Below are 1,005 nucleotides of genomic sequence, written 5' to 3'. Positions count from 1 at the left end.
TGACTGAAACTAACCCCACTGAAGAAACTCTATCCGAGACAAATATTGGTTTAGGACATAAATCTATTACTCAAAAGTTAAAGTCTGTAAACCTTCCTGCCAATGAAAATTTGATTTGCCAGAATCAGACAAATATTTTGACTGAAACTAACCCCACTGAAGAAACTCTATCCGAGACAAATATTGGTTTAGGGGATAAATATATTACTCAAAAGTTAAAGTCTCCAAACCTTCCTGGCAAGAAAAATTTAATTTCACAGAATCAGACAAATGTTCTCCTAAATATTTTTCCTCAAATTTCCAGTGACGAAATTTTATCCGAGACAAATATTGCTTTAGACGATAAATATATTGCTCAAAAGTTGAAGTCTGCCAACTTTCCTGCCAATGAAAATTTAATTGGGAAGAATCAGACAAATATTTCCCTAAATATTTTGACTGAAACTAACCTCACTGAAGAAACTTTATCCGAGACAAATATTGGTTTAGGGGATAAATATATTACTCAAAAGTTAAAGTCTCCAAACCTTCCTGGCAAGAAAAATTTAATTTCACAGAATCAGACAAATGTTCTCCTAAATATTTTTCCTCAAATTTCCAGTGACGAAATTTTATCCGAGACAAATATCGCTTTAGACGATAAATCTATTAATCAAAAGTTGAAGTCTGCCAACCGTCCTGCCAATGAAAATTTGATTTGCCAGAATCAGACAAATGTTTTGACTGAAACTAATCCCACTGAAGAAACTTTATCCGAGACAAATATCGCTTTAGACGATAAATCTATTAATCAAAAGTTGAAGTCTGCCAACCGTCCTGCCAATAAAAATTTAATTGGGAAGAATCAGACAAATATTTCCCTAAATATTTTGGCTGAAACTAACCCCACTGAAGAAACTTTATCCGAGACAAATATCGCTTTAGACGATAAATCTACTACTCAAAAATTAAAGTCTGCCAACCTTCCTAGCAATGAAAATTTAATTTCAGAGAATCAGACAAATA

General features: G+C 32.8%; 1 protein-coding gene. It reads left to right on the top strand.

All coding sequences use genetic code 11. The features are described from left to right. The coding region (locus ACP6PM_RS10610) for a hypothetical protein (protein ID WP_426584400.1) at positions 1-1,005 on the top strand (1,005 nt) is incomplete at both ends.

It is taken from the genome of Dapis brunnea BLCC-M229, assembly GCF_050015995.1.
In the GTDB taxonomy this organism is placed as follows: domain Bacteria; phylum Cyanobacteriota; class Cyanobacteriia; order Cyanobacteriales; family Microcoleaceae; genus Trichodesmium.
This window is presented reverse-complemented; position numbering and strand designations above follow the sequence as displayed.